The organism is Rhodanobacter sp. UC4448_H15, assembly GCF_052978265.1.
In genome coordinates, this window is the sequence record NZ_CM129665.1 from 3762879 (window position 1) to 3782894 (window position 20016).

A 20016-nucleotide genomic window follows, 5' to 3' on the forward strand; every position below is an offset into this window, starting at 1 on the left:
CCGGATGGCGGGTCCGACCCCTCCTCACTCGTAGGTGTGCACGACAAGCTTCGCGGCGGTTGCGCCATGCTGGTTGCGGGTGAAATAGGTCAGCAGGCGATCGCCGGCGACACGCGTCGCATCCAGATCCAGCACCACGCGCGAATACGGCCGCCCTGGATCGGTCGCGGTCTGGCCGCAGGCGAGTCGCAGCGGCGCGCGGGCGTCGACGGCCGGGGCGGCGATGCTGGCGGCAAGGTAGTGGGCCGGCACGGTACAGGTCGGTTCGACCACCGCGCCGGAAAACGAGATGCGCCCACTGGCGGCCTTGGCCACCGAGAAGGCGCCCAGCAGAGCCAGCGCCATCCATGCGCCTCCGACCACGTTGCTGCTCCACGAACTCCTCATGCCCTGCACCTCTTGCGCAAACCCGCCTGTGACGGGGCGACTCAAGTGGCTTTTCGGCAGCGCTTGTACGGGCTTTAGCGGCGGAGCCGGCGCGCATCGCAAACTGTGATGTGCGTCACGTTTCAGCCGGGCAAGAACGCCATGCCGCTTCCATGTCCGCCTGCATACCGCCCCGCGCGTGATGCGCGCGTGGAAGAGGCGTGAACCGGGAAGGTCGGCGACGTCAGCGGGAGGAGATGTACTTCTCGCGGCGGATCTGTTTCACCGGCAGGCCGAACTCCTGCAGGGCGGCGTAGGCGGCATCGACCATGTTGGGGTTGCCGCAGAGGTAGGCGATGTCGCGTTCGGCGCTGGGCCCGAGTTCGGCCAGCACGTGCTGCACGTGGCCGGCGCGATCGCCGGGGCGCGGCACGGCGCGGGCCTCGCGGCTGAGGCAGCCGTGGAACAGGAAGCCGGGGTGGCGCTGCGCGAACGCCTCGAACTCCTCGCCGTAGAGCAGTTCGGTTTCGTTGCGGGCGCCGTACAGCAGCACCACTTCGCGATTGCCGCCCGCCAGCAGTTTCTCGATCTGCGGCAGCATCGCGCGGTACGGGGTGACCCCGGTGCCGGTGGCCAGCAGCAGGTAGCGCGGGTGGGTGTCGGCCTCCTGCAGGCAGAAGCGGCCGTACGGGCCACTGGCGTCGATCACGCCGCCGACCGGCAGCTCGCCGAGCAGCTTCGTCGCGGCGCCGCCTTCGACGTAGCTCACCGCGATCTCGATGTGCGGCACGGGCGAGGAGCCGTCGCCCACGCTGCCCACCGAATAACTGCGCTTGGTCGGCGTGCCGTCGTCGTAGTGGAAATGCACCTGCAGGAACTGGCCCGGCTGGAACGCCAGCGGTTGCCCGTCGACACGCTCGAACACCAGGTGGCGCACCGTCGGTGCGAGCATGCGGGCGTCGACGAGACGGAGCTGGAAGGATTCGGCCATGGTTTTCCCGAAACAGTGTGTGCGTCGGGCGGGCCCGGACGGTGATGGTCAGCCCCGTATAATAAGCGGCTTGTCCCCCTTGGCGCAGCCCATGTCCTTCACCCAAAACGATTCGCCCCCCGCGCTGGTCGTCGACAATCTGCGCAAGGTCTACCGCAACGGCGTGGAAGCGCTCAAGGGCGTCAGCCTCACCGTGCAGCAGGGCGACTTTTTCGCCCTGCTCGGCCCCAATGGCGCGGGCAAGTCGACCCTGATCGGCATCCTCTCCTCGCTGGTCAACGCCAGCAGCGGCGATGCATTGGTGTTCGGCCGTTCGGTCATGCGCGAGCGCAGTGCGGCGATGCAGCTGATCGGGCTGGTGCCGCAGGAGATCAACTTCAACCAGTTCGAGAAGCCGTTCGACATCTGCGTCAACGAGGCCGGCTTCTACGGCATCCCGCGCAGGCTCGCCGCCGAACGCGCCGAGAAATACCTCAAGGAGCTGCGCCTGTGGGACAAGGCGTTCCATCAGGCGCGCGAGATGTCCGGCGGCATGAAGCGGCGCCTGATGATCGCCCGCGCGATGATGAACGAGCCCAAGCTGTTGATCCTGGACGAGCCCACCGCCGGCGTGGACATCGAGATCCGCCGTTCGATGTGGCACTTCGTCAGCGCCATCAACGCGGCCGGCACCACGGTGATCCTGACCACGCATTACCTGGAGGAAGCCGAGTCGCTGTGCCGCAACATCGCGATCATCGACCACGGCACCATCATCGAGAACACCAGCATGAAGCGCCTGCTGGCGACGCTGGACGTGGAGACTTTCGTGCTCGACCTGGCCGAACCGCCGGGCGAGCTGCCGACCGTGGCCGGCATCGCTCTGCGCCGCATCGACGAGCGCACCCTGGAGGCCGAGATGGCCCGCAAGCAGGATCTCAACACGCTGTTCAGCGCACTCACCCACCACGGCATCACGGTGCATTCGATGCGCACCAAGACCAATCGGCTGGAGGAACTGTTCGTGCGGCTGGTCGAACAAGGCCGCACCCCGGAGCGGGAGAAGGCGGCATGAGCAGTTCCACCAACCTGGTCGCGCTGTACACCGTCGCGCGGCGCGAAATCGTGCGCATCCTGCGCATCTGGACCCAGACGCTGATCCCGCCCGTCATCACGATGACGCTGTACTTCATCATCTTCGGCAAGCTGATCGGCAGCCGCATCGGCCCGATTGCGGGCGGGTTCAGCTACATGCAGTACATCGTGCCCGGCCTGGTCATGATGTCGGTCATCAACAACAGCTACATGAACATCTCCAGCTCGTTCTACGGCGCGAAGTTCCAGCGCTCGGTGGAGGAGATGCTGGTGGCCCCGATGGCCAACTGGGCGATCCTCTGCGGTTACGTGATCGGCGCGGTCGCACGCGCCCTGGTGGTCGGCGCGCTGGTGCTGGTGGTCGCGCTGTTCTTCACGTCGCTGCACGTGGCGCACCCGCTGACCGCGCTGGCCGCGGTGTTGCTGGGCGCGGTGATCTTCGCGCTGGCCGGGTTCATCAACGCAGTGTTCGCCAGCAAGTTCGACGACATCGCCCTGGTGCCCACCTTCGTGATCACGCCGCTGACCTACCTGGGCGGCGTGTTCTACTCGATCGACATGCTGGGCGAGCCATGGCGCGCGATATCGCACGCCAACCCGATCCTGTACATGGTCAACGCCTTCCGCTACGGCGTGCTCGGCATCAGCGACGTGTCGGTGGGCTGGGCCTTCGCGGTGATGCTGGGGTTCATCGCCGGGCTGTCGATCGCGGCGCTGCAACTGCTCAGGCGCGGCGTGGGGCTGAGGAGCTGAGAATCGGGAATAGGGAATCGAGAATAGGTAAAAGCTGCAGAACGTGAGCCACGCGCCTCGCCCAATGCCCGAAAACCATACGAAATCCGATCAGAGCGACCTCACCCAACCTCACCGATTCCCGATTCCCGATTCCCCATTCCCGATTCCCGGCCTTATGCGCGTAAACAAGTACATCAGCGAAGCCGGCCTGTGTTCGCGCCGCGAAGCCGACGAGTGGCTGCTCGCCGGCCGCGTGAGCATCAACGGCGAGGTGGTCGGCACCGGTGCCAAGGCGCTGGACGGCGACGAGGTGCGCGTGGATGGCGAGATCGTCCGGGCGCGCGTGCTGGCCGCCACGCCGGCGGCGAAGAAGGCGGTCTACATCGCGCTGAACAAGCCGGTCGGCATCACCTGCACCACCGACCAGAGCGTGGCCGGCAACATCGTGGATTTCGTCGACCACCCGCAGCGGATCTTCCCGATCGGCCGGCTGGACAAGGATTCCGAAGGGTTGATCCTGCTCACCAGCAATGGCGACATCGTCAACGAGATCCTGCGCGCGGAAAACCACCACGAGAAGGAATACCTGGTCGGCGTGAACAAGGCGGTCACCGACGAGTTCATCGCCGGCATGAGCAAGGGCGTGCGCATCCACGGCCAGCTGACCCAGCGCTGCCGCGTGCGCCGGATCGCGAAGTTCGGCTTCGCCATCGTGCTGACCCAGGGCCTGAACCGGCAGATCCGCCTGATGGCGGCGGCGTTCGGCTATCGCGTGACCCAATTGCGCCGCGTGCGCATCGACAACGTGAAGCTGGCCCACCTGAAACCCGGCCAGTGGCGCAACCTCACCGACGCGGAGCTGAAGGGCTTGCTGCCCGGGCGCACGCAATGGTGAGCGCGTAACCGCTTTGTAGGGCGGGCACTGCCCGCCGGCTTTTCGACGTACCAAGACCAGGAGCGGCGGGCGGTGCCCGCCCTACGGCAGCTCAGGCAGCCGGCAACGTCTGCAGGTCCCAGCGCGGGCGCACCTGCACGGTTTCGTCCTGCTGCTGGCCGCTGGCCAGCCGGATCGCGCCGGCCAGGGCGATCATCGCGCCGTTGTCGGTGCAGAACTGCAGGCGGGGGAAGTACGTGCGGAAGCCGTCCTTCTCGCCTGCCGCCGCCAGATCCGCACGCAGCCTGCGGTTGGCGCCCACCCCGCCGGCGATCACCAGCCGGCGGGTGCCGGTGGCCTCCAGTGCGCGGCGGCACTTGATCAGCAGCGTCTCCACGATCGCCTCCTCGAAGGCGCGGGCCACGTCGGCGCGGGTCTGCTCGCTCTGGTCCGATTTCTGCCAGGCCAGCAGCACCTGGGTCTTCAGGCCGGAGAAGCTGAAATCCAGCCCGGGCCGGTCGGTCATCGGCCGCGAGAAGCGGAACACCCCCGACCGGCCCTGTTCGGCCAGTTTCGCCAGCGCCGGTCCGCCCGGGTAGGGCAGGCCCATCAGCTTGGCGGTCTTGTCGAAGGCCTCGCCGGCGGCGTCGTCCAGGGTGTCGCCCAGGATGGTGTACTGGCCGATCGCCTTGACCTCGACCAGCAGCGAATGGCCGCCGGACACCAGCAAGGCCACGAACGGCGGCTGCGGCGGGTCCTGCTCCAGCAGCGGGGCCAGCAGGTGGCCTTCCATGTGGTGGACGGCGACGGCCGGCACGTCCAGCGCCCAGGCCAGCGCGCGGCCCACCGAGGCCCCCACCAGCAGCGCGCCGACCAGGCCGGGACCGGCCGTGTAGGCCACCCCGCCGAGATCGCGCACGCCCAGCCCGGCCTGCGCCAGCGCCTCGCGGATCAGCGGCAGCAGCTTGCGCACGTGGTCGCGGCTGGCCAGCTCGGGCACCACGCCGCCGTAATCGGCGTGCAACTTGATCTGGCTGTACAGGGTATGGGCCAGCAGGCCCGCCCCCGGGGCATCCGGCTGCCAGCGCAGGATGGCTACGCCGGTCTCGTCGCAGGAGCTCTCGATGCCCAGCACCGGCCGGTGGGCCGGCTTTGAAAAATCTTTGTTATCCACGGTATAATTCGCGGCTCACCACTTTCCACTGTCCCGCACAGGCGGGCAGATTACCACCTGGAGTTTCCATGCCCAACGTAAAAGTTCGCGAGAACGAGCCGTTCGAGATCGCACTGCGTCGTTTCAAGCGTACCTGCGAGAAGGCCGGCGTGCTGGCCGAGACGCGCAAGCGCGAGTTCTACGAGAAGCCGACCCAGGAGCGCAAGCGCAAGCGCGCTGCCGCCGTCAAGCGCCACCTGCGTCGCCTCTCGCGCGACGTTTCGCGCAAGGTCCGCCTGTACTGAGCGCCCTCCCCGCCGCGCGTCGGCGGGTCGAGCGGCAACAGTCATGCGGCAGGCGCGGGTTCTCGCTGCCGCCGCAAGCATCCGGATAGGCCATGGCCGGCGTTGTTCCCAGGGACAACGCCGGCTTTGCCGTTTCCGACGAATCGGAATTCCACCCAACGAGGCATCGCCATGACGCTCAAGCAGCAGCTCACCGAGGACATGAAGACCGCCATGCGCGGCGGCGACAAGCCGCGGCTGGGCGTGATCCGGCTGATGCTCGCGGCGATCAAGCAGCGCGAGGTGGATGAGCGCATCGAGCTGGACGATGGCCAGGTGCTCGCCGTACTGGAAAAGATGATGAAGCAGCGCAAGGACTCGGTCAGTCAGTACGTTGCCGCCCAGCGCGAAGACCTGGCCGAGGTGGAGCGCGCCGAGATGGCCGTCATCGAAACCTACCTGCCCGCCAAGCTGGGCGAAGCCGAGATCGACGCGCTGATCGCCGCCGCGATCGCCGACACCGGCGCCAGCTCGCCGCGGGACATGGGCAAGGTGGTGGCCGCGGTGAAGGACAAGGCCGCCGGCCGCGCCGACATGGGCGTGGTGTCCGCACGCATCAAGGCCCGCCTGGCCGGCTGACGCGCCGCCCGGTCGGCGATGCGCCGCCTTCACGCCGATCCCGCTACAACCTCCGGAAACCCCATCGCCTTCCGGAGGACCGCATGCTGAAGTGGGCCATCATCTTCGCCATCATTTCGCTGATCACCGGCTGGCTCGGCTTCGGCGGCGTATCCGGCGCCACCGCGACCATCGCCAAGGTGCTGTTCGCGTGCTTCGTGATCCTGTTCCTGCTCGCAGTGCTGGCCCTGGTCGGCGTGATCAGCCTGTTCTAGCCGGCCCGACCACGCGCCGGCGCCAGGTCGCCTCGCGGTATGCCACCGGTCGGCGCCAGTGCGCCTCCCCGGCGGCGACCGACTAGACTAGGCGGTCTATGCGCGGCCTGATCCCCGACAGCTTCATCGATGAACTGCTCGCCCGCGTCGACATCGTCGACGTGATCGAGCGGCGCGTGCCGTTGAAGAAGGCCGGCCGCGAGTGGACCGCCTGCTGCCCGTTCCACAACGAGCGCACGCCGTCGTTCTACGTCAGCCCGGCCAAGCAGTTCTTCCACTGCTTCGGCTGCGGCGTGCACGGCAGCGCGATCAAGTTCCTGATGGACTACGACCGGCTGGAGTTCCCCGACGCGGTGGAGGAACTGGCGCAGTCCGTGGGCCTCACCGTACCGCGCGAAGGCGGCCGCGACGAGCGCCCGCGCGAGGACAAGACCGATCTCTACGCCCTGCTCGACGCCAGCGCCAGCTGGTACCAGCAGCAGCTGCCGGGCAGCGTCGAGGCGAAGGCGTATTGCACGAAGCGTGGCCTGGACGCCGATACCATCGCGCGCTTCCGTCTCGGCTGGGCGCCGGCCGGCTACGACGGCGTGAGCAAGGCGCTGGGCAGCAGCCCGCGCCGCATGGAGCTGCTCGAGGAGGCCGGCATGGTTTCCACCGGCGAACGCGGCAGCAAGTACGACCGCTTCCGCGAACGGCTGATGTTCCCGATCCTCGACCGGCGCGGGCGCGTGATCGCCTTCGGCGGGAGGGTGCTCAGCTCGGAGCAATCCCCCAAGTACCTCAATTCGCCGGAGACCACGCTGTTCCACAAGGGCCGCGAGCTGTTCGCGCTGTGGCAGGTGAAGCAGGCCAACACGAACCTGACCCGCATCGTGGTGGTCGAGGGCTACATGGACGTGATCGCGCTGCACCAGGCCGGCCTGCCGATCGCGGTGGCCACGCTGGGCACGGCGACCACGCCCGAGCACACCGAATTGCTGTTCCGCGCCGCGCCCGACGTGGTGTTCTGCTTCGATGGCGACCGCGCCGGCCGCGCCGCGGCGTGGAAGGCGCTGGAATCCGCGCTGCCGCGGCTGCGCGACGGCCGCCAGGCGTATTTCCTGTTTCTGCCCGACGGCGAGGACCCCGATTCGCTGGTGCGCAAGGAAGGCAAGGCCGGCTTCGAACGGCGCATCAAGGAAGCGATGCCGCTGTCGGACTATTTCTTCAACGAGCTGTCGCGCGATGTCGACATGGCCAGCCTCGACGGGCGCGCGCGGCTCGCCGAGCGCGCGCGGCCGCTGATCGCGAAGCTGCCTGACGGCGCCTTCCGCGACCTGATGGCGCAGGAGCTGGAAAAACGCAGCGGCGCCCGCGCGATGCTGCAGGCCGACCCCGCCGCCCATCGCGCGGTGCAGCGTCCGATGGCGGTGCAGCGCAGCCTGGTGCGCAGCGCCATCTCGCTGCTGCTGACCCAGCCGGGGATGGCCGACCGGGTGGAGAAACCCTACCGCTTCCTGCGCCTGGACAAGCCCGGCGTGGAGCTCCTGGCCGAACTGCTCGACCTGGCGCGCGCGCGTCCCGGCATCAACCCGGCGATGCTGGTGGAGCATTTCGCCGAGCGGCCGGAATACCCGGCGCTGCAGAAACTGATGGCCGCCACCGTGGTGGGCGAAGCGGAGGCGCAGGCCGCCGAGTTCTTCGACGCCCTGCGGCGGATGGAGGAAGAATCCGTCCGCCAGCGCCGCGACGCGCTCACCGCCAAGAGCCGCGAAGGCGCGCTGGACAGCGCCGAGAAGGCCGAGCTGCGCGAACTGCTGGCCGCCCGCGTGGCCCCGCCGACGGCGCCGGCATGAACGCCGCCGCGCTGCCGGAGGCCGCACGCGCCGTGCGGCATGCTGTCCCGGCGCGCCGCAAGGGCGCCGCGGCTGTGGGATCATGCACGGCCGCGACCGGGACGCGACGGCAGAAGGCACGAAAACACTGATGGATCTGCTGCAGCAGCTGGTCACGATCTTTGCCGAGAACGGCTACCTGGCGGTCTTCATCGCGCTGATGATCTGCGGCGCCGGGTTGCCGCTGCCGGAAGACATCACCCTGGTCGCTGGCGGCGTGATCGCCGGTCTGGGCTATGCCAACGTGCACGCGATGGTCGCGCTGGCGATGTTCGGCGTGCTGCTGGGCGACTGCGCGATCTTCCTGCTCGGCTACCGCCACGGCGCGCGCATCCTGCAATGGCGCTTCGTGGCGCGCATCCTCACCCCGGCGCGCTACGCCAAGGTGCAGGAGAAGTTCCACCGCTACGGCAACCGCGTGCTGTTCATCGCGCGCTTCCTGCCCGGCATGCGCACCACGATCTATCTCACCGCCGGCATGACCCACCGGGTCTCGTTCCTGCGCTTCCTGCTGCTCGACGGCAGCGCCGCGCTGATCAGCGTGCCGTTCTGGGTCTACCTGGGCTTCGTCGGCGCGGACAACCACCAGTGGTTGCTGACGTGGATGCATCGCGGCCAGGCCAGCCTGTGGGTGCTGCTGGGCATCCTGCTGCTGGTGCTGCTGGTCTCCTGGTGGCGGCACCGCCGCCGCGCCCGCTGCACGCTGGACTGAACCGCCTGCATGGTCAGGAGCGTGGGCGCTAGAAATCTTCCGGGCTGCAAAAGCGCCTGCGTGGTCCATATTCCCGCCGCTTCTTGGCCCATAGAACCACTATGGGCCAGCGAATCGTCATGAATCTGTTCTCACGCAGCCACTTTTTCGCCTCGAAAGTTTCTACCGCCCACGCTCCTGGGCGTCGCGCGGTTCCCGACAACTTCACGCTGGCCCTGCTCGGCACGGTGCTGCTGGCCTCGCTGCTGCCCTGCGAGGGCGGAACGGCACGCGTGTTCGACCTCGTCACCGATGCGGCCATCGCGCTGCTGTTCTTCCTGCACGGCGCCAAGCTGCCGCGCCAAGCGATCGTGCAGGGCATGACGCACTGGCGGTTGCACCTGACCGTGCTGGCCAGCACCTTCGTGCTGTTTCCGTTGCTCGGCCTGGCGCTGCGCCCGCTCGGCGACGCCGTGCTGACGCCAGAGCTGAGCCTGGGCCTGCTGTTCGTGTGCCTGCTGCCGTCGACCGTGCAATCGTCGATCGCGTTCACCTCGATCGCCGGCGGCAACGTGCCGGCCGCGGTGGTCAGCGCGTCGACGTCCAACCTCCTCGGCATCGTGCTGACCCCGTTGCTGGCGGGATTGCTGCTGGAAAGCCACGGCAGCGGCGTCTCCTGGCATGGCGTACTGGACATCGTGCTGCTGCTGTTGCTGCCGTTCGCGCTCGGCCACTTCGCCCGACGCTGGATCGGCACTTTCGTGGACCGGCACAAGCCGCTGCTTGGCTTCACCGACCAGGCCACGATCCTGCTGGTGGTCTACACCGCCTTCAGCGCTGCGGTGGTCGAAGGCCTGTGGCACGACACGCCGCCGTCTTCCCTGCTCGCCATCCTGGCCGCCTGCGCGCTGCTGCTGGCGGTGGTGATGCCGACCGTCACCTGGGCCGCGCGCCGGCTGGGCTTTTCGCGCGAGGACGAGATCACCATCGTGTTCTGCGGCTCCAAGAAGAGCATGGCCAGCGGCATCCCGATGGCGAAGATCCTCTTCGCCGGCCAGGCCGGCGGCCTCGGCGCGCTGGTGCTGCCGCTGATGGTCTTCCATCAATTGCAGTTGATGGTGTGCGCGGTGGTGGCGCGGCGTTACGCGGCGCGGCGCGTGCATTCGATGGTCGGGGATGATCGCGAGGCGGACTGATGGTTGGGGCAGTCGCGAGGACCGCATGGACGACCAGCCCCTGCAGGGGACGACAGCGGCGGCTGACGAGTTCCGCTCCCCTGCGCATTTCGGGCGAATTTCGAAGTTGCACGAATCCGTCGTTTCCTCAGAGTGATGGCGATTTCACTTCCTTTGTCTGATCCACCCTCGCAGGCCTCTGCGCGCGGTACCGCTTCGACAGCGCGACCCGCAGCGCCCAGAAGACAAGCAGGCCGATCACCAGAAGCTCCGGCAGTTGGAGCAGGAACGAGCCCTGCAAGGTCTCCGGGAAGAGGTCCTGTTGCCCGGTGAAAAACGAGCTGGCCGCGATATAGAGCGCCACGGACATTCGCCAGAGGTGCTGCAGGACTCGGGATCGGCGTTTCAGGCCGCCACGCGCGAGCGTCCATGCATCGCTGACGGCACCGAAGGCGGCGATCCCGGAAAACACGAAGTAGATCGCCGCGGGAACGACGAACGTGCCGTCGAGCACGTCTGCGCGGCCGCTCCGGGCCTCGATGCCAAGATGCAGGCCATAGGCGGCAACCGAAACCCCGACGGCCAGTACAAGCCATTCCAGGATGCCGGCCTCGCCGTCGGCGCGCCGGGCGGCGAGCCGGCCCGAACTGACCAGATAGGCCGTCAGTACCGCCGCCAATACCGAGACACGCACGCCCGCCAGGACGGCGATATATCCACCCATGACCGCCATCACCAGCATCGAGGCAAAGAAGACGCGACCCGCCATGCGATGGGGCAGACTGCCCTTCGCCGCGATCATGGCCGCGGCTCCGGACAACAGACCCAGGGCTCCGCCAACGATATGCACCATCAACTGCCACGTCATGTCCCACCCCTCTCCCGTGCCGGATTTCGCGAGCGAAACGTTGACCGCGGGAAGGCGCGAAAGCGAGCCGTTTGCGATGGACGACGGCCTGGGCGGGTCGACTGACGATCGCCGTGGACGAACGGCGGCGATGGGCTGCGGAGCCGGGTCGCACAGTGCGAATCCACCCGCACCCTACTTTATAGTTGGTCCATGGCGACCACGGCTCCCGCGCTAGAACCACGAGGTCTGCACCCCCGCCTGCTGGGCTGGCGACGCGTGCGGCTCGTACTGATGACGAGCCTGGTGCTGAGCGTTCTCCTGCTGCCGAGTTGGGAGGGTCCGTGGGCCGTGCTGTTTGTCCGCATGATGTTCCTGGGCCTGTTCCAGCTGATGGTCTTCGGACTGTTCGAGCGCTGGCCCAGGCGCCTGCCGCGCTGGATGGCGCGCTGGGTGCTGCAGGTCGCAGGCGTGGCGATTGCGGTGCCGTTCGCCGTGGCGATCGCCTATTCGCTGACCACGTTTGGCGACGCAGTGCCCTGGCCGCGCAATGCAGACCGGCTGTCCGGCTTCGCGATGATCACCGGGCTGGGCCTCCTGCTGACGCCATGGATCGCCATGACGGCGTTGTACCGGCACATCAACGGCCACGCGCAGCGCCAGGCGCTGGCCTTCGAGCTGGAACGCAGCGAGTACGAGCGCAATGCCGCGCAAGCCCGTCTGCGGCTGTTGCAGGCGCAGGTCGAGCCGCATTTCCTGTTCAACACGCTGGCCAACGTGCGCGAGCTGGTCGATTCCGGCTCGCCGCAGGCCTCCGCGGTGCTCGGCAGCCTGATCGCGTACCTGCGTGCGGCGGTCCCGCGCCTGCACGAGCCGATGACCACACTTGCACAGGAAATCGAGCTGGTGCGCGCGTATCTGGAAGTGATGCACATGCGCATGCCCGACCGCCTGCAGTTCACGCTGCACGCCGATGAAGCGGCCCTGGCATCGCATCTTCCGGCGATGACGTTGCTGACTCTGGTCGAGAACGCCGTACGGCATGGCATCGACCCGAGCGAGGAAGGCGGCCGGATCGATGTGCGCGTGCGCGTGAGGGACGGGCGCTGCCGCGCTGAAGTCATCGACACCGGCGTCGGCCTGGGGCGGGCCGGCGATGGGCTGGGCACCGGACTTTCGAACCTGCGCGAGCGCCTGCAGCTGGCTTTCGGCGGCGATACGCAGTTGCGGTTGCTGCCGCTCGAACCGAAGGGCGTCTGCGCCGAACTCGAGTTTCCTGCGCGGGAGAGGCCGGCATGAGCAGTTCGCGCCCCACTGCATTGATCGCCGATGACGAGCCGCTGTTGCGCAAGCAGCTGATGCGGCTGCTTGCGCAGGCCTGGCCCGAACTGCATGTTGTCGCCCAGGCGCGCAACGGCCGCGAGGCCGTCGAGCAGTTCGAGGCGCTGCGGCCCGACATCTGCTTTCTCGATGTGCATATGCCGGCCCTGTCCGGCGTGGAGGTGGCGCGCTTCATCGATCGCCGTGCACATCTCGTCTTCGTCACCGCGTTCGACCAGTACGCTGTGCAGGGCTTCGAACAGGGTGCGCTTGACTACCTGGTGAAGCCGGTGGAACTGGCACGCCTGAGCGACACGGTGGCGCGTCTGCAGGAACGATTGCGCGCCGCGCAACCGGTACCCGACACCCGCACGCTTCTGGAGCAACTGGAAGCGCACCTTTGCAAGAAGGCGGCACTGACGCCGCTGCGCTGGATCCGCGTTTCGGTCGGGCAGGCGCTGCGCCTGGTTTCGGTCGACCAGATCGACTTCCTGCGCTCTGACGAGAAGTACACCCTGGTTGCATGGCGCGGCGACGACGGCAAGACAGCCGGGGGATTGATCCGGACGCCGCTGAAGGAACTGGTGGCGCAACTGGATGCTGCGCATTTCGTGCAGGTGCACCGTTCCGTGGTGGTGAATCTCCGCGCGATCAGCCATGTCTTGCGTGGCGAAAACGAGACCGCGGACATCCACCTGAAGGGCCGCGCGGAGGTGCTGCCCGTGAGCCGCACGTATCTGCACCTGTTCCGCCAGATGTGACCCGCGCCGATCGGCGCAATCACCCGGGGTGCGGAATCAGAGACGCGGATGGCGATCAGAGCCAACGCCCGTACCTGCGGATGTAGATGACCTTCACCAGCTGGGTCAGCACGCAGTAGCTGGCCAGGGTCAGCGCCAGCCAGGCGAAGTACATCGGTGGCAGCGGCACCATGCCGATCTTGCCGCCGAGCGTGCTGAACGGGATCAGCATGCCGAGCACGATGATCGCGAGGGTCAAGCCGAGCACCGGCGCGGAGGCCACGCTCTGCAGGAACGGGATGCGCCGAGTGCGGATCATGTGCACGATCAGGGTCTGCGAGAGCAGGCCCTCGATGAACCAGCCGGACTGGAACAGCGACTGGTGCGCCGGCGAGTTGGCGCCGAAGTAGTGCCACATCAGCCAGAACGTGGTGATGTCGAAGATCGAACTGACCGGGCCGATCCACGCCATGAAACGGCCGATGTCGCCGGCATCCCACTTGCGCGGCTTGCTCAGGTATTCCTCGTCCATGCGGTCGAACGGGATCGACAGCTGCGAGATGTCGTACAAGAGGTTCTGCACCAGGATCTGCAACGGCAGCATCGGCAGGAACGGCAGGAACGCACTGGCCACCAGCACGCTGAACACGTTGCCGAAGTTCGAGCTGGCGGTCATCTTGATGTACTTCATGATGTTGCCGAAGGTGACGCGGCCTTCGAGCACGCCCTCCTCCAGCACCATCAGGTTCTTCTCCAGCAGGATGATGTCGGCCGACTCCTTGGCGATGTCGGTGGCGGTGTCGACCGAGATGCCGACGTCGGCATCGTGCAGCGCCGGCGCGTCGTTGATGCCGTCGCCGAGGAAGCCCACCGTGTGGCCGAGCCGCTGCAGCGAGCGCACCACGCGCGCCTTCTGCAGCGGCGACATCTTGGCGAACACGGTGACGCGCGCGACCAGCGCATCGAGCGCAGCGTCATCGAGCGATTCGATGTCGCGGCCCTGCACCGATTCGCCGACGTCGAGCCCGACCTCGCGGCAGATCTTGCGGGTCACCGCCTCGTTGTCGCCGGTGATCACCTTTACCGCCACGCCGTGCTGGTGCAGCGCGCGGATCGCCGTGGCGGCGGAGTCCTTCGGCGGGTCGAGGAAGGCCAGGCAGCCGACCGCCACCAGTCCTTCCTCGTCGGCCACGCCATAGGCATGCGCCTGCGCCGGTTGTCGCCGCACGGCCACCACCAGCACGCGCAGGCCGTCCTCGTTGAGGCTGTGCGTCATCGCCTTGATCGCGCGGCGGCGTTCCCCGGTCATCGGCTCGATCACGCCGCCGGTCTGCGCCCAGGCACAGATCGACAACATCTCCTCGACCGCGCCCTTGCAGATCAGCAGGTGCTCGCCCGCACCGTCGGCCAGCACCACCGACATGCGCCGGCGCTGAAAGTCGAACGGGATCTCGTCGACCACGCGATAGCGCGTCGCCGCCGCCTCCAGGTCGCGATGCGCCAGCACCGCCTTGTCGAGCAGGTTCTTCAGGCCGGTCTGGAACCGGCTGTTGAGGTAGCCGTATTCCAGCGCCTGGTCGGAGGCTTCGCCGTCGAGGTCGAGATGGCGCTCCAGCACGATCCGGTCCAGCGTCAACGTGCCGGTCTTGTCGGTGCACAGCACGTCCATCGCACCGAAGTTCTGGATCGCGTTGAGCCGCTTGACCACCACCTTGCGCCGCGACATCGCCAGCGCGCCCTTGGACAGGTTGGCGGTGACGATCAGCGGCAGCATCTCCGGGGTCAGCCCCACCGCGATCGACAGCGCGAACAGGAACGCCTCGCCCCAGTCGTGCTTGTCCAGCCCGTTGATCACGAACACCACCGGCACCATCACCGCCATGAAGCGGATCAGCAGCCAGCTCACCGAGCGGATGCCGCGATCGAAACTGGTCTGCACGCGCGCACCGGCCATGCTGTGCGCCAGCGAGCCGAGATAGCTGCGCGCCCCGGTGGCCAGCACCACCGCGCTGGCCGTGCCGCTGACCACGTTGGTGCCCATGTAGCAGACGCTGGCCAGTTCCAGCGGGTCGTCGACGACGCCGGGCACCGTCGCCGCGGGCGCCGCCTTTTCCACCGGCACCGACTCGCCGGTGAGGATCGCCTGGCTGATGAACAGGTCCTTGGCGCCGAGCAGGCGCAGGTCCGCCGGCACCATGTCGCCGGCGGCCAGCTGCACGATGTCGCCCACCACCAGTTCGCGCACCGGCACCTCGATCTGCTCGCTGTGGCCGTCCGAGGCGCGGCGCCGCACGGTGGCGGTGTTGCGCACCATCGCCTTGAGCTGCTCGGCGGCGCGCGAGGAGCGGTACTCCTGGGTGAAACTCAGCAACACGCTGATGCCCACCATCACCGCGATGATGAGCGGCCCGGTGAGATCGTTGCCGTCGGTGGCGAGCTGCACGCCGGCGAGCACCAGCAGCACCACGATGAACGGGTTGCGGAACGCGCGCAGCAACTGCAGCGACCAGTGCGGCGGCTTCTCGCGCGAGACCTCGTTCAGGCCGTCACGCTGCAGGCGCGCGCGTATCTGTTCGGCGTCGAGCCCGCCGGGGTTGCTCTGCAACGCGTCCAGCAGCGCCTCGGGGCTGCGAAACGCATGCCCGAGCGTGGCCGCAAGGGCGGGCGGCGGCGCACCGGCGGCATCGCGGCCGCGCGTCGGGAATGGCTTGCTCATCGGGTGCGTCCGGGTAACGCGTGGCCGGGAAAGACGCGCGTGGCGTCAGCGAATGCGCAGGGCGCGGACGGACTGCCCGGGGCAGCGTCCGCAGCGGTGGATCATCGGTGCGCGCGGCCCAGCCGCCGGCGACGCGGCGAGCGCAGGAACGAGGCCGGCTCGCGTCGTCCGTTGCGCGAGGGTTCCAGGGTTTGCGGCGAAGGGCTCGCCGACCCGGCCAACGGGGCCGGCACGGTCACGCTGAAATCACGCGGCAACGCCGCCGGCTGGGACGCCACGGCACGGACGCCGGCAAACGGCCAGCGGAAGAAATCGTGAAGGAGCTTCATCGGCTCATCTCCTGGTAACGACGCCGTCGGCGTCCTCAGGAGTGGGCCGGACTTTCCCTAGTGGAAAGCACCAGCCGACCGCAGGCGGTCGCCGCAGGCGTTCAACTTGTTGTTGTGCGGCGCCGGCACCCGAAGCGAGCGGATGTCGACGTTGCGACTAGGGTAAACGTCCATATGCCTTGGTTTGTCAGGACTGGAAGCCGTGCGGCGCAGCGCGCCGCAGGGCGCGCGCATTGTCGTGCCGCAGTGCAAAACTGTCAATCGCCGGGCCGCGCGTGACCTCGGAAAATGGATAGAAAAACTGCATGCCACCGGCGTGGGAAACGAACGCCACGACGGCGCGCGCTGCCCGATCCCACTATGCTTGCCCCCGACTCCCGGCACCACTCGCGGCACCAAAGATGGTCCGCGGCCTCGATTGCGTCGGGAGCCGATGGACGCAGGGAGACATTCTTGACAGCGCAAGACAGATCCAGCCGACCCTCGCCCGAATGCGACGGGCACGACGCGCTGCTGCGCAGCGCACGCTGGCTGGAAGTGGGCGATGATGACCCACGACTGCCCCCGGCCTTCGTGATCGAGTTCTCTTCCGCGGCGTTCGCCCTGCCTGCCTTCGAGCAGCATGGCGTGCCGCTTCCGGCTGCACTGCAGAGGGCCGTGCCCAAACGGCAGGCCGAGTTTCTGGCGGGCCGGATCGCGGCCCGCCACGCGATCGAGCGCCTCGGCGTCGTTGCGTCGATTCCTGGCATCGGATCATCGAGGGAACCACGGTGGCAGGCGGGCGTGACGGGAAGCATCACGCACACGCGCGACCTCGCTGGCGCAATCGCCGTCCAGGCGTCGGCCGTGAGGGGCATCGGCATCGACTTCGAGGAGGTCATCGAGGCCGCCGCCCGCGACGCGGTGCGGGAACTCGCCTTCACGCCGGGCGAACTCGCCTTGCTGGAGAAGCAGCACGGTCACTTGTCCGACGACATGCTCCTCACGATCGCGTTCTCCGCCAAGGAGAGCCTTTTCAAGGGTGCGCACGCGGCAGCCGGCCGCTACTTCGATTTCAGCGCCGCGCGGGTTTCCGCCTTGGACGCAGATGCCGGCCGCCTGACCCTGACGCTGGCGGAAACGCTCTGCCCCGACCTGCCGGAAGGCAGCTGCCACCCCGTCTGCTTCAGGATGCTCCGCCCCGACACGGTCGCGACCAGCTTCGTCTGGTGAAGGCGGCGACACCGCGCTCGCCTTCCGTCGCCGCCGACAACTCATCCGAAAATCCCCCGCCGAAGCCCCCCACCGACGCGCGCGCAGCCCGCGCCACCGTTCAACCGATCTGCTGCAGCACCGCCCCATGCTGCAGCAGCGGGTCGACCAGCCAGTGGTCGAGCAGCAGGAAGGCGAACAAGGCCATCAGGTACACGATGGAGTACTTGAATACTTTCATCGGGTACAGCTCGTCGGGCGGGTTGAGCAGGCGGATCGCGTAGTAGAGGAAGCCCGCGTCGAGCACGATCGCACCAGCCAGGTAGAGCAACCCGCTCATGCCGGTGATCGCCGGCAGCAGGGTCACCAGCACCAGCAGGATGGTGTAGAACAGCACCTGCCAGCGGGTGTAGACCACGCCGTGGGTGACCGGCAGCATCGGCACGCCGGCGCGTGCGTAATCCTCGCGGCGGAAAATCGCCAGCGCCCAGAAGTGCGGCGGCGTCCACACGAAGATGATCAGGCACAGCTGCAGCGCGAATGCGTGCAACTCGCCGGTGACCGCGGTCCAGCCCAGCACCGGCGGGATCGCGCCGGCGAGGCCGCCGATCACGATGTTCTGCGGCGTGGCGCGCTTCAGGTAGCGGGTGTAGACCAGCGCGTAGCCGATCAATCCGCCGAAGGTCAGCAGTGCGGTCAGCGTGTTGACCAGCAGCGCCAGCACCAGCATCGAGGCGATGCCCAGCAGTACCGCGAACGCCAGCGCCTGGTGCGCGGTGAGTTTGCCGGTGGCCAGCGGGCGGCGCGCGGTACGCACCATCAGTTTGTCGATCCGCTCGTCGATCAGGTGGTTGAACGCCGCCGCCGAACCGGACGCCATCCAGATGCCCAGCGTGCCGAACACCAGGCCGCGCCACGGCGGCAGGCCGGGCACGGCGAGGAACATGCCGATCACGGCGCAGAACACCAGCAAGGCGACGACGCGCGGCTTGGTCAGCTGCAGATATTCGCGGATCAACTCCATCTCGCTCACGACTCCTCTGATATCGGCACGGCCGCCTGCGTGCGCGCCAACGTCGCCAGCAGGGCAAACAACAGCAAGGCCGCCACGCCATTGTGCGCGGTGGCCACCGGCAGCGGCAGGCCGAAATACACGTTGCTGATGCCCAGCGTCACCTGGGCCAGCAGGATCAGCGCGATCGCCAGCGCGTGCGCCCGCAAACCCCCGCGCGCCGCTTTGAACGCCAGCCATCCGAGATAGCAGAACACCACCAGTGCGCCGATCCGGTGCGCGATCTGGATCGCGCTGCGCGCGGCCATGTCCAGCACGCCGCCTTCGTAGTTGACGCCGATGCCGCGCCACAGGATGAAGCCTTCGCGGAAATCCGTCGGCGGCGCCCACTGGCCCAGGCACTGCGGGAACGAGCCCGGGCCGTAGCCGCAGGCCAGCGCCGCGTAGTTGGACGAGGTCCAGCCGCCCAGCGCGATCTGGCACGCCAGCAGCACCACGCCCGCCACCACCAGGCTGCGCAGCGCGGCCAGGCGCTGGTCCGGCGCGGCGACGCCGGCGAAACGCAGCGCCACGTACGAGAGCAGGCCGAAGGTGAGCATGCCGCCGAGCAGGTGGCTGGTGACCACCACCGGTTTCAGCAGCAAGGTGACCGTCCACATGCCGAGCATCGCCTGGAACACGATCACCGCGAACACCAGCACGCTGATCCGCCGCGCGCCGCCACCACCGAGTCGCCACGCGCCGAACAGCGGCGCGGCGATCGCCACGCCCGCCAGCACCGACGAGAACACATGCTCGCCGCGCATGTACATGGTCACGCCGATCGCCGCGCATATCGCGCCGACCACCACCATCGCGCGCACGCGCCGGTCCCGCCACGCGGCGGCCAGCGCCAGCACCAGCACCATCACGCCCAGCGTGCCGGCGAGGAAGCGATGCACCTGCTCGCGCCAAGCCTTGTGCGCCTCGTACGGACGGTCCGGGAACGCCGCGTCGGCGTGCGCCACCGCCTGCGCGTGCTGCGGCCAGGTGACCTGGCCGTAGCAGGTGGGCCAGTCCGGACAGGACAGCCCGGCGTTGGACAGCCGCACGAAGGCGCCGAACATCACCAGGCCGAAGGCGAACAGCGCCGCCAGCAGCGACAAGCCGCGCAGAAACTTCCGCTGACGCGCCGACATCACTTGATCACCTTGCGCATGTCGCGCAGCAGGCCGGCGGCATCGAAGCCGGGCGGATAGAACGACAGCGCGGTGCCGTTGGATTCCACCAGCAGCGCGCCGACGCTGTCGGGCGTGGCGGGTCGATAGCCGTCGAGCTTGCCGTCGACATCGCGGCCGGTTTGCCAGTACGTCGACATCGCCTCGCGTGCCGCCGCATCGGCAGGCGGCGTGCCCAGGTAGAGCAGGCGCAGGCGATCCTGCTTGTGATTCAGCATCACCCGCGCCTTGGCCATGGCGGTGAGCGTGGCCAGGCATTGCGTGGCGCAATCCGGGCCGGCCAGCGCCACCAGGGTCATCCGCGGCTCGCTGTCGCGCCAGGCGTAATCGCCGCCATCGGCCAGCACGACGCGCAGGTGCTCGTCGAGGAAATTGCGCTGCGGCACGATCGGCTGGCCGTTGCCCTTGGTGCCCGGCTGCCAGCCGGCAAAGGTGAGCACGCCGGCGGCGATCATGGGCGCCAGGAACACCAGTGCGATCAGCAACAGGTGGATGCGGCTCTTGCGCGTGCGGTTGGGGTCAGCGGTGTTCATC

The 20016-nt window shown here is 68.0% G+C and carries 21 protein-coding genes; 12 read left to right on the plus strand and 9 right to left on the minus strand.

Annotated features, from left to right (window positions below):
* Positions 1 to 24 precede the first annotated feature (24 nt).
* Both ACVCMI_RS17245 and ACVCMI_RS17250 read right to left on the minus strand, forming a co-directional pair.
* Positions 25 to 387, minus strand: a complete 363-nt coding sequence (locus ACVCMI_RS17245) for a hypothetical protein (protein WP_395120330.1) — start codon at positions 385 to 387, stop codon at positions 25 to 27.
* Between the two features lie 223 nt (positions 388 to 610).
* On the minus strand, positions 611 to 1357 hold the full coding sequence (locus tag ACVCMI_RS17250) for a ferredoxin--NADP reductase (RefSeq protein ID WP_395120331.1): 747 nt from the start codon (positions 1355 to 1357) through the stop codon (positions 611 to 613).
* A 91-nt stretch (positions 1358 to 1448) separates the two neighbouring features.
* Here ACVCMI_RS17250 and ACVCMI_RS17255 point away from each other — a divergent pair, with 91 nt between their 5' ends.
* From ACVCMI_RS17255 to ACVCMI_RS17265, 3 genes are all read left to right on the plus strand, one after another.
* Entirely contained in the window at positions 1449 to 2411 is a 963-nt protein-coding gene (locus ACVCMI_RS17255; protein ID WP_447097963.1) for an ABC transporter ATP-binding protein, read from the plus strand.
* A complete protein-coding gene (locus ACVCMI_RS17260) occupies positions 2408 to 3184 on the plus strand; it encodes an ABC transporter permease (protein WP_447097962.1) in 777 nt (258 codons plus the stop codon). Before ACVCMI_RS17255 ends, ACVCMI_RS17260 begins: the two co-directional genes overlap by 4 nt.
* A gap of 157 nt (positions 3185 to 3341) precedes the next feature.
* The gene (locus tag ACVCMI_RS17265; RefSeq protein ID WP_395120334.1) at positions 3342 to 4061 is read left to right on the plus strand and encodes a pseudouridine synthase; all 720 of its coding nucleotides are present in this window, start codon (positions 3342 to 3344) and stop codon (positions 4059 to 4061) included.
* A gap of 91 nt (positions 4062 to 4152) precedes the next feature.
* Here ACVCMI_RS17265 and tsaD read toward each other — a convergent pair whose 3' ends face one another.
* A complete protein-coding gene (gene tsaD, locus ACVCMI_RS17270; RefSeq protein ID WP_447097961.1) occupies positions 4153 to 5214 on the minus strand; it encodes a tRNA (adenosine(37)-N6)-threonylcarbamoyltransferase complex transferase subunit TsaD in 1062 nt (353 codons plus the stop codon).
* A 68-nt stretch (positions 5215 to 5282) separates the two neighbouring features.
* Between tsaD and rpsU the strand changes: the two genes are divergently transcribed.
* The 6 genes from rpsU (at position 5283) to ACVCMI_RS17300 (ending at position 10131) form a co-directional block, all read left to right on the plus strand.
* Positions 5283 to 5498 carry a 30S ribosomal protein S21 gene (gene rpsU, locus ACVCMI_RS17275; protein ID WP_007081639.1) on the plus strand — a complete coding sequence of 72 codons (216 nt, stop codon included), beginning with the start codon at positions 5283 to 5285 and terminating at the stop codon, positions 5496 to 5498.
* Between the two features lie 171 nt (positions 5499 to 5669).
* A complete protein-coding gene (locus tag ACVCMI_RS17280) occupies positions 5670 to 6116 on the plus strand; it encodes a GatB/YqeY domain-containing protein (RefSeq protein ID WP_395120336.1) in 447 nt (148 codons plus the stop codon).
* Positions 6117 to 6199: 83 nt separating this feature from the next.
* Entirely contained in the window at positions 6200 to 6370 is a 171-nt protein-coding gene (locus ACVCMI_RS17285; protein WP_136257740.1) for a DUF1328 domain-containing protein, read from the plus strand.
* Between the two features lie 98 nt (positions 6371 to 6468).
* Positions 6469 to 8205: a DNA primase gene (dnaG, locus tag ACVCMI_RS17290; RefSeq protein WP_447097960.1), complete on the plus strand. Its 1737-nt coding sequence runs from the start codon at positions 6469 to 6471 to the stop codon at positions 8203 to 8205.
* Between the two features lie 130 nt (positions 8206 to 8335).
* The gene (locus ACVCMI_RS17295) at positions 8336 to 8956 is read left to right on the plus strand and encodes a DedA family protein (protein WP_447097959.1); all 621 of its coding nucleotides are present in this window, start codon (positions 8336 to 8338) and stop codon (positions 8954 to 8956) included.
* 119 nt (positions 8957 to 9075) lie between these two features.
* The gene (locus ACVCMI_RS17300; RefSeq protein WP_447097958.1) at positions 9076 to 10131 is read left to right on the plus strand and encodes a bile acid:sodium symporter family protein; all 1056 of its coding nucleotides are present in this window, start codon (positions 9076 to 9078) and stop codon (positions 10129 to 10131) included.
* 127 nt (positions 10132 to 10258) lie between these two features.
* Here the strand turns inward: ACVCMI_RS17300 and ACVCMI_RS17305 are convergent, their stop codons facing one another.
* Positions 10259 to 10978, minus strand: coding sequence for a hypothetical protein (locus ACVCMI_RS17305; protein ID WP_447097957.1), 720 nt, complete (start codon positions 10976 to 10978; stop codon positions 10259 to 10261).
* Positions 10979 to 11251: 273 nt separating this feature from the next.
* On the opposite strand from ACVCMI_RS17305, the gene ACVCMI_RS17310 reads away from it, so the two are divergent.
* Complete coding sequence (locus tag ACVCMI_RS17310) at positions 11252 to 12256, plus strand: sensor histidine kinase (RefSeq protein WP_447099574.1); 1005 nt, start codon at positions 11252 to 11254, stop codon at positions 12254 to 12256.
* Positions 12253 to 13038 (plus strand): LytR/AlgR family response regulator transcription factor, encoded by a 786-nt coding sequence (locus tag ACVCMI_RS17315; RefSeq protein WP_395120342.1) that lies wholly within the window; start codon positions 12253 to 12255, stop codon positions 13036 to 13038. Before ACVCMI_RS17310 ends, ACVCMI_RS17315 begins: the two co-directional genes overlap by 4 nt.
* Positions 13039 to 13093: 55 nt before the next feature.
* Here the strand turns inward: ACVCMI_RS17315 and mgtA are convergent, their stop codons facing one another.
* Both mgtA and ACVCMI_RS17325 read right to left on the minus strand, forming a co-directional pair.
* A complete protein-coding gene (mgtA, locus tag ACVCMI_RS17320) occupies positions 13094 to 15733 on the minus strand; it encodes a magnesium-translocating P-type ATPase (RefSeq protein WP_447097955.1) in 2640 nt (879 codons plus the stop codon).
* A 101-nt stretch (positions 15734 to 15834) separates the two neighbouring features.
* A complete protein-coding gene (locus ACVCMI_RS17325) occupies positions 15835 to 16062 on the minus strand; it encodes a hypothetical protein (protein WP_395120344.1) in 228 nt (75 codons plus the stop codon).
* Between the two features lie 453 nt (positions 16063 to 16515).
* On the opposite strand from ACVCMI_RS17325, the gene ACVCMI_RS17330 reads away from it, so the two are divergent.
* Complete coding sequence (locus tag ACVCMI_RS17330) at positions 16516 to 17274, plus strand: 4'-phosphopantetheinyl transferase family protein (protein WP_447097954.1); 759 nt, start codon at positions 16516 to 16518, stop codon at positions 17272 to 17274.
* A gap of 100 nt (positions 17275 to 17374) precedes the next feature.
* On the opposite strand, the gene cyoE is transcribed toward ACVCMI_RS17330, so the two are convergent.
* Genes cyoE through ACVCMI_RS17345 form a run of 3 tightly spaced genes read right to left on the minus strand, consistent with a single transcriptional unit; the run spans position 17375 to position 20015 of the window.
* Complete coding sequence (gene cyoE, locus ACVCMI_RS17335) at positions 17375 to 18277, minus strand: heme o synthase (protein ID WP_447097953.1); 903 nt, start codon at positions 18275 to 18277, stop codon at positions 17375 to 17377.
* Positions 18278 to 18282: 5 nt separating this feature from the next.
* Positions 18283 to 19443: a COX15/CtaA family protein gene (locus ACVCMI_RS17340; RefSeq protein WP_447097952.1), complete on the minus strand. Its 1161-nt coding sequence runs from the start codon at positions 19441 to 19443 to the stop codon at positions 18283 to 18285.
* Complete coding sequence (locus tag ACVCMI_RS17345; RefSeq protein WP_447097951.1) at positions 19443 to 20015, minus strand: hypothetical protein; 573 nt, start codon at positions 20013 to 20015, stop codon at positions 19443 to 19445. The genes ACVCMI_RS17340 and ACVCMI_RS17345 overlap by 1 nt, the downstream gene beginning before the upstream one ends.
* Position 20016 lies beyond the last annotated feature (1 nt).

Excerpts from the sequence above, each read along its gene's own strand:
- ACVCMI_RS17245 (WP_395120330.1), bottom strand. The coding sequence starts at position 387 with ATGAGGAGTTCGTGGAGCAGCAACGTGGTCGGAGGCGCATGGATGGCG.
- ACVCMI_RS17250 (WP_395120331.1), bottom strand. The coding sequence starts at position 1,357 with ATGGCCGAATCCTTCCAGCTCCGTCTCGTCGACGCCCGCATGCTCGCA.
- ACVCMI_RS17255 (WP_447097963.1), top strand. The coding sequence starts at position 1,449 with ATGTCCTTCACCCAAAACGATTCGCCCCCCGCGCTGGTCGTCGACAAT.
- ACVCMI_RS17260 (WP_447097962.1), top strand. The coding sequence starts at position 2,408 with ATGAGCAGTTCCACCAACCTGGTCGCGCTGTACACCGTCGCGCGGCGC.
- ACVCMI_RS17265 (WP_395120334.1), top strand. The coding sequence starts at position 3,342 with ATGCGCGTAAACAAGTACATCAGCGAAGCCGGCCTGTGTTCGCGCCGC.
- rpsU (WP_007081639.1), top strand. The coding sequence starts at position 5,283 with ATGCCCAACGTAAAAGTTCGCGAGAACGAGCCGTTCGAGATCGCACTG.
- ACVCMI_RS17280 (WP_395120336.1), top strand. The coding sequence starts at position 5,670 with ATGACGCTCAAGCAGCAGCTCACCGAGGACATGAAGACCGCCATGCGC.
- ACVCMI_RS17285 (WP_136257740.1), top strand. The coding sequence starts at position 6,200 with ATGCTGAAGTGGGCCATCATCTTCGCCATCATTTCGCTGATCACCGGC.
- dnaG (WP_447097960.1), top strand. The coding sequence starts at position 6,469 with ATGCGCGGCCTGATCCCCGACAGCTTCATCGATGAACTGCTCGCCCGC.
- ACVCMI_RS17295 (WP_447097959.1), top strand. The coding sequence starts at position 8,336 with ATGGATCTGCTGCAGCAGCTGGTCACGATCTTTGCCGAGAACGGCTAC.
- ACVCMI_RS17300 (WP_447097958.1), top strand. The coding sequence starts at position 9,076 with ATGAATCTGTTCTCACGCAGCCACTTTTTCGCCTCGAAAGTTTCTACC.
- ACVCMI_RS17305 (WP_447097957.1), bottom strand. The coding sequence starts at position 10,978 with ATGACGTGGCAGTTGATGGTGCATATCGTTGGCGGAGCCCTGGGTCTG.
- ACVCMI_RS17310 (WP_447099574.1), top strand. The coding sequence starts at position 11,252 with ATGACGAGCCTGGTGCTGAGCGTTCTCCTGCTGCCGAGTTGGGAGGGT.
- ACVCMI_RS17315 (WP_395120342.1), top strand. The coding sequence starts at position 12,253 with ATGAGCAGTTCGCGCCCCACTGCATTGATCGCCGATGACGAGCCGCTG.
- mgtA (WP_447097955.1), bottom strand. The coding sequence starts at position 15,733 with ATGAGCAAGCCATTCCCGACGCGCGGCCGCGATGCCGCCGGTGCGCCG.
- ACVCMI_RS17325 (WP_395120344.1), bottom strand. The coding sequence starts at position 16,062 with ATGAAGCTCCTTCACGATTTCTTCCGCTGGCCGTTTGCCGGCGTCCGT.
- cyoE (WP_447097953.1), bottom strand. The coding sequence starts at position 18,277 with ATGGAGTTGATCCGCGAATATCTGCAGCTGACCAAGCCGCGCGTCGTC.
- ACVCMI_RS17340 (WP_447097952.1), bottom strand. The coding sequence starts at position 19,443 with ATGTCGGCGCGTCAGCGGAAGTTTCTGCGCGGCTTGTCGCTGCTGGCG.
- ACVCMI_RS17345 (WP_447097951.1), bottom strand. The coding sequence starts at position 20,015 with ATGAACACCGCTGACCCCAACCGCACGCGCAAGAGCCGCATCCACCTG.